The organism is Veronia nyctiphanis (assembly GCF_004116385.1).
Taxonomy (GTDB): Bacteria; Pseudomonadota; Gammaproteobacteria; order Enterobacterales; family Vibrionaceae; genus Veronia; species Veronia nyctiphanis.
In genome coordinates this window covers 91,930-98,280 of record NZ_PEIB01000017.1, presented here as the reverse complement: position 1 = coordinate 98,280, position 6,351 = coordinate 91,930, and the positions used below count along the sequence as shown (strand labels likewise).

Below are 6,351 nucleotides of genomic sequence, written 5' to 3'. Positions count from 1 at the left end.
CGGCCATTCTACTGATTCAAACCCGTGCGTCAAGCACTTATTTTTCATCAATTTTACAGGCTATTTTCGCCGTACCGATTTGAGGTGCTTTCCAAGTTGGTTACTGCACTCCGTGTCGGTGAGGCGGCATTATAGAGATAAGGATCACATTGGCAAGGGTTTTTATAAGAAATATTTTTGAGTGTTTAAATTTCGCCCTAAACTCTCTTAATAACAAGTTATTGCAACATTGGATAATCATCACATTCACTTACTGGTAATTGATTAGCAATCTACGTAATATCAAAATTACTTTTGCTTTATTTTTAATCAGTTTGATTTTTTTCTTTAATATCTGTCCACACATATAAGTTATACGATTATGAGACCAACCATTTCTTTATTAATAACCGCAGTTTTAGCCGTAGGTGGTGCATTGTTACTGGATATATCTAATCCTACTCTGACTCCTGCCTATTCGTTCGCACTTGGCTCTGTAACCACAGGTATTTTACTCACCCTGATGGTTACTAAGCTTCAGGAGACTTATCCTTCGGGTACTGGCGTCGTACACAGTAAAACGATTTACGTGGGTAACTTGCCTTACCGCGCTAATGAGTCAGACGTGAAGGAGCTTTTTGCTCAACATGGTGAAGTATTTGCTGTGCGCCTTATGAAAGATAAGAGAACAGGAAAGCGCAGAGGGTTTGGCTTTGTTGTCATGGCTGCAGAACAAGCGCCTACAGCTATTGAAACTCTTAATAACAGTGAATATGGCGATCGCACACTGAAAGTACGAGAAGCCAATGACCCTAGAAAAACGGAACGCGCCTGATTTCAGTGAATCCAAACGGTGCTAGTTCCTTATTTAATTTTTCGACATCACTGTTTTTAGCGCTGTAGTAGGCAATATTAGGTTCATTTAAACTGGCGGTATTTTCTATATCGCCTTTTTTCTTTCGTTCTGAAAGCAACTGCATTGTTCGATTGGCTATTGCTTCACCAGAATCGATTACTTTATATCCCTTCCCTAATACTTCATTAATTTCTTCACGCAAAAGCGGAAAATGCGTACACCCTAATACAATACAATCGACCTTATCTTTAAAGGGCTGCATTATTCTTTCTAGCTTTTCCTTATCTACGATTTTACCTTGAATTTTCTCTTCTGCTATTTTGACAAGATCTGTTGACCCCACCAATACGACTTCACAATCATTAGCAAATTCGTTAACCAGAGCGAGGGTATATTCACGGTTTACTGTTGCAGGTGTAGCGAGAAGGCCAATTGCCTTTTTAACACTTAAGCCCGCTGCGGGTTTAATTGCAGGCACAACACCCACGATAGGGATGTCTAATTTGGCTCTAAGGCTCGGTAAAACCAAAGTACTTGCTGTGTTGCATGCGATAATGACTATGGAGATTGAGTGAGTTTCGCACAGCGCCAGAATGATGCGATTTACCCTATCAATGAGCGTGTCATCACTCAACTCGCCGTAGGGGAAAGCTTCATTATCAAATGTATAGATATATCTTTTTTCAGGTAGTAACTCCTTAACAGCTTCAAGTACCGAAAGCCCTCCGAAACCAGAGTCGAAAACCAAAATACTACCCACAAGAGATACCTCACCCAAATTCATTCAGCAGCAATCATACGCTTTGTCTTTCATTTTGAAAAACAGCCTGAACTTTGGTTTTGATTACTATTAAGAAACGCCGCCTTTAAAGGCGGCATTAGATTAAAATTGATAGGACAATGTTGCGAAGTAACTACGATCCTGCGTTTTATAATCTTTGGCAATTTCGTACTTTTTGTTGAACACGTTCGCCACCCGACCAGAGACTGACAAACTATCAGAGACTGCATATACGGCAGATATATCAACTAGGGAATATGACGGCATTTCGTATGGTTCTCCAGAAGAGTAGTCATATCGTTGACCTTGATACAGATAGCTAGTTGATAGCCTCAGTTTTTCAAATTCGTATGAAATATTCCATTTAGCCGTTTTCTTTGCGATTCGCGCTGCTTGTCGTTTTCGATCTCTATCTTCTGGGTCGATATATTCAAGGGTCACATCATGATAAAAGTTTCCTGTATCGAATTGGTTCGTAAACTCAATACCAGTGATATCGACACGATCATTGCTGCAGCCTCCACCTTGGCAACTTATACGGTCGGTAATTTCATTTTTAAAAATAGCCAACCTCCAATTTGCAGATAACCCGACACCCTCGAGCGCTATTTCAGTATCTATCGTTTTCTCAGGCTTTAATGTCGGATTTGAGTATCCCGGCCAGTAAAGATCATTAAAGGTGGGTACTCGGAACCCTGTCCCCACATTCGCAGTCAATCGAGAAAAATCTGTTAACTTCCAGCCTCCACCAAGCTGCCAGGTGGTTTTATGCCCATATTGTTCATTATCGTCATGCCGGAGGCTTGCTTCAAGCTGAGTCGATTTCGATTGTCGACTCAGTGTTATATATCCTGCTTTGTTATCTCTGCTGGTAACCTCGTATCGCTGCTTTGCTGACCCACTAATGAGCTCTGAGTCTCCAACATCTTCTTTTACGTACTCTAAACCCCCACCAATAAAATAACCTCTAGAAATCTCATGACTCGAGTGCCAGCTAACGAATGATCTCTTGGTTGTGATTGAGCTACCCTCAACCTTACCCTTTGTTTTTGAGGTGTCGGAGTTTTGTGCAAGTGTGATTGTTGAAATTGCTGTATTATCTCGATACTCCAGTTTGCCCGATAAAGAGGTAAGAGTATCCTCCGATTCATCCCCCGGCCCCCACTGATTATCGTACTCAACATCACCTCTGTGATAATAAGCATTTGTAATCAACTGCCAGTTATCATTTAACTCGCTGCCGAGCTCAACGAGTAAGTCCTTGTTCCGAAATCCGTCATCGTCGTTTTTGCCAAAAGTCGCAACGTCGAAGCCGTCACTTTTTTCATAGTTTGCAGCCATCTTTAACCAGCTACTTTCGCCAGCAGGAGACGCAAAGCTTGCTGCTAATTGGGAGTATTTATCGGAACCACGAGTAACAGAAGCAGTTCCGGTAGTGGTTAAGGCACGATGTTCTGTAATAATGTTGATAACACCTGCGGTCGCATCAGCCCCATATACCGCAGCTCTGGAGCCTCTTATAAACTCAATGCGCTCGATACCTGTGAGAGGTAACTGTCCGAAATTAACGTTACCCAATGTCGCACTGCCAATTCTTACGCCATTCAATAAAACCAGCACATTTTTACTACCACGGACATACACTGTGGCTTGCTGCCCATAGCCACCATTTGAGCTTATTTGGACTCCCGGAAGCTGTTTCAATACCTCAACAACTGAATTGGCTTGCATCGCTTCGATTTCATCTTTCGTCACAATACTGACAGGCGCGATAATATTATTTATTGGCTGCTCAAAGCGAGAGGCAGTAACAATCACTGTTTCATCCGCTGCCAGCGTGGTTTGGGCGTGTATAAGCGCCACTAGAGGTAGCATCCCTGCTACTAAGCGTTTTGTAGACATATTAGATCCATATTCGCGTGTATCCAACGATGTCAGGAGAACCTGATACCATATTTTTGCAGTGGCTGATATTCGGACTTTAGGACAACCTACGGTAACGACTTCCCACAGCGAGCTGCAGTGTCTGGCAATGGCCTTGTTACTTTCGTTTCCTTCACCGCTGCGCGTCAGTTCCGGATTCTCACCGGATTCCCAACCACTTCGCAAGAATTATACGAGGCATATCACTCATTTAATATACAAACGGGAAAAATGTGTCGCTTAACCTGTTGATAGCGCAATAACTGATACGGACATCTCAGAATTGTGTTGATGAAAAAGTCGACGAAGTGCTGGACAATATCAATTAGGCTCTTACAATTTGCGCTCTTTTTGAATTTGTAGGTTTCGTGATATGAGCAACACCCCGTTCGATACCGAACAGTATCAAGTGCAGCTGGATGAAAAGGTTGAGCGCATGCAAAGCATGTTTGCTGACTACCATGCGCCTGATCTTGAAGTCTTCCCCTCGCCTGAAAAGCACTACCGGATGAGAGCGGAGTTTCGTGTCTGGCACGAGGGTGATGACTTGTATTACATAATGTTCGATCAGGAAACCAAGCAAAAATATCGTGTTGACCAGTTTCCACAGGCAAGCCGGATCATTAATGACCTAATGCCTCTGCTGCTTGAGCTGCTCAAGCCTGTCGATACGCTCAGGCGCAAGCTTTTCCAAGTTGATTTTCTCTCGACGCTCAGCGGCGAAGTGCTGGTGTCTCTTCTCTATCATCGTCAGTTAGACGAACAGTGGGAAAAAGAGGCCAATGCTTTGAAACAACGCCTCAACGATGAAGGCTTCAACCTTAATATCATTGGCCGTGCGCGAAAGCAGAAAATCATTATTGACCGTGATTTCGTGGTTGAGCAGCTATGCGTTCATGGCCGTAAGCTGACGTACCAGCAAATAGAAAACAGCTTCACGCAACCTAACGGTAAAGTCGCTGAGAAAATGCTGGAATGGGCGGTTGATTGTACGCAAGACAATACGGGCGATCTGCTGGAGCTTTACTGCGGTAACGGTAACTTCTCACTGGCATTGTCCGACAACTTTGAGCGAGTGCTGGCCACCGAGTTGGCTAAACCTTCTGTTGTCTCTGCGCAATACAATATCGCTGCTAACAACATTGAGAATGTGCAGATAATCCGAATGTCAGCGGAAGATTTTACCGAAGCGATGGAGGGCAAGCGCGAGTTTCGTCGACTTCAACAGGCTAACATTGATCTGAAGAGCTATCAGTGCAATACCATTTTTGTTGACCCACCACGTTCGGGGATGGACGAAGATACGTGCCGTATGGTGCAGGGCTATGAGCGTATTTTGTATATTTCCTGTAACCCGGAAACGCTCAAAGACAACTTGGATATTTTGTCAGAAACTCACCGTATTTCCCGCTTTGCGCTGTTTGATCAGTTCCCCTATACCCATCATATGGAAGCGGGCGTGCTGCTTGAACGTAAGTAAGATTAAAGCAATAAAAAAGGAGCCGATGGCTCCTTTTCTTTATCAACAACGTCACTTATTTCTCAACACTCCCCGACACATTGAATACTCCCGTCTTGTGACAAATCCACAAGCCAAGCGCCATGGTGATCAGGATTGAGAAGAAGTTTCCACCCATGTCCGGCACCTGCACTTTAATAAATGCTGTGTAGCCGAATGCACCGACGAGGAAGCACGCAAATGCGATCAGTGGTGTCCCTTCAGTGAGCGGTTGATTGAGGTGCTGCTGATAAAAGCAGTAAACCGCCAGCACAAATGCAATGATCGGAAAGAGAGAGAAAGATACACTGCTTACAAACAAGGTCGCCAATGACGCACTCCCGCAAACGCCTGCAAGTGCAGCCAAGACGAGAAATTTGCGTTCAGAGTGAGAGTTAGAATCCATATTTTACCTACCTAATGCTAGTTTATCCTTAGGTGCTCCAGCTTCACGTTCCTTTCGGTACGCATAAGCACCCATGGCAATCATCCTTAATTGGATAATCAACCGTTCCGCAAGTTCTGCTCTTGCCCGCGTATCGAGATCGAGAGCTTCAGCACCGGAACTGAACACCAACGTGACACATGCTTCAGCTTGATTATAGGCTTCTTCATGCGTCAGATGGTTACTGGCTTCGAAATACTCAGTTAGTTCAGCGACGAAATGCTGTATCTCACGGGCGACCGCTGCTCGGAAAGCAGACGATGTACCAGAGCGTTCACGCAGCAACAAACGAAAAACGTTTGGGCTGTTTTCGATAAATTCCATGAAAGTTTCGACTGATGTCCTTATCAGGCTGCCTTCCGCGGCAATGCGTTGTCTGGCCTGACGCATTAATTGGCGAAGGATAAGACCTCCCTCATCAACCATGGTCAGCCCAAGCTCATCCATGTCTTTAAAGTGGCGATAGAAAGAAGACGGCGCGATACCTGCCTCACGTGCAACCTCTCGCAAACTTAAGTTGGAGAAACTGCTGTCTGCACTCAGTTGTCCAAATGCAGCGTTAATCAGTGAACGCCGGGTTTTCTCTTTCTGTTGTGCTCGAATTCCCATCGCCTGCTTTATACCCTATGAATCAACTCGGCAGACTATACCGATTTTTTTTCTTTTGTTCAGTTCCTAAAATCAAGCGGCTACTGAATCCTGCACCTGATCACCAATTCGCGACTGTTTACTCGCACGATCATTGCTATTTGAATCTGATATCCGTGATCAGCTACGATAGAACAGTGTTCATTGTTTTATGTAAACTCGCCCATTAGTTACACTATGGGCTCAAAGCATTAACAACACAAAAACAAAAAGGCCAGAAG

Annotated in this window: 6 protein-coding genes and 1 riboswitch; of the genes, 2 read left to right on the top strand and 4 right to left on the bottom strand. The window is 44.2% G+C overall.

From position 1 onward, the window contains the following. Nucleotides 1-361: 361 nt before the first annotated feature. A complete protein-coding gene (locus CS022_RS14550) occupies nt 362-814 on the top strand; it encodes an RNA recognition motif domain-containing protein (RefSeq protein ID WP_129122899.1) in 453 nt (150 codons plus the stop codon). On the opposite strand, the gene murI is transcribed toward CS022_RS14550, so the two are convergent. Then, entirely contained in the window at nt 792-1,619 is an 828-nt protein-coding gene (gene murI, locus CS022_RS14545) for a glutamate racemase (protein ID WP_129122898.1), read from the bottom strand. The two genes, CS022_RS14550 and murI, sit on opposite strands and share 23 nt — an antisense overlap. A gap of 99 nt (nt 1,620-1,718) precedes the next feature. Then, nucleotides 1,719-3,518, bottom strand: coding sequence for a TonB-dependent receptor domain-containing protein (locus tag CS022_RS14540; protein ID WP_161569644.1), 1,800 nt, complete (start codon nt 3,516-3,518; stop codon nt 1,719-1,721). Nucleotides 3,519-3,564: 46 nt separating this feature from the next. Further along, nucleotides 3,565-3,762, bottom strand: a riboswitch (cobalamin riboswitch). A gap of 150 nt (nt 3,763-3,912) precedes the next feature. On the opposite strand from CS022_RS14540, the gene trmA reads away from it, so the two are divergent. Beyond that, complete coding sequence (gene trmA / locus CS022_RS14535) at nt 3,913-5,019, top strand: tRNA (uridine(54)-C5)-methyltransferase TrmA (protein ID WP_129122896.1); 1,107 nt, start codon at nt 3,913-3,915, stop codon at nt 5,017-5,019. A gap of 55 nt (nt 5,020-5,074) precedes the next feature. On the opposite strand, the gene CS022_RS14530 is transcribed toward trmA, so the two are convergent. Both CS022_RS14530 and fabR read right to left on the bottom strand, forming a co-directional pair. Continuing rightward, nucleotides 5,075-5,443 carry a YijD family membrane protein gene (locus CS022_RS14530; protein WP_129122895.1) on the bottom strand — a complete coding sequence of 123 codons (369 nt, stop codon included), beginning with the start codon at nt 5,441-5,443 and terminating at the stop codon, nt 5,075-5,077. 3 nt (nt 5,444-5,446) lie between these two features. Continuing rightward, nucleotides 5,447-6,091 carry an HTH-type transcriptional repressor FabR gene (gene fabR / locus CS022_RS14525; protein WP_129122894.1) on the bottom strand — a complete coding sequence of 215 codons (645 nt, stop codon included), beginning with the start codon at nt 6,089-6,091 and terminating at the stop codon, nt 5,447-5,449. Between the last annotated feature and the right edge of the window lie 260 nt (nt 6,092-6,351).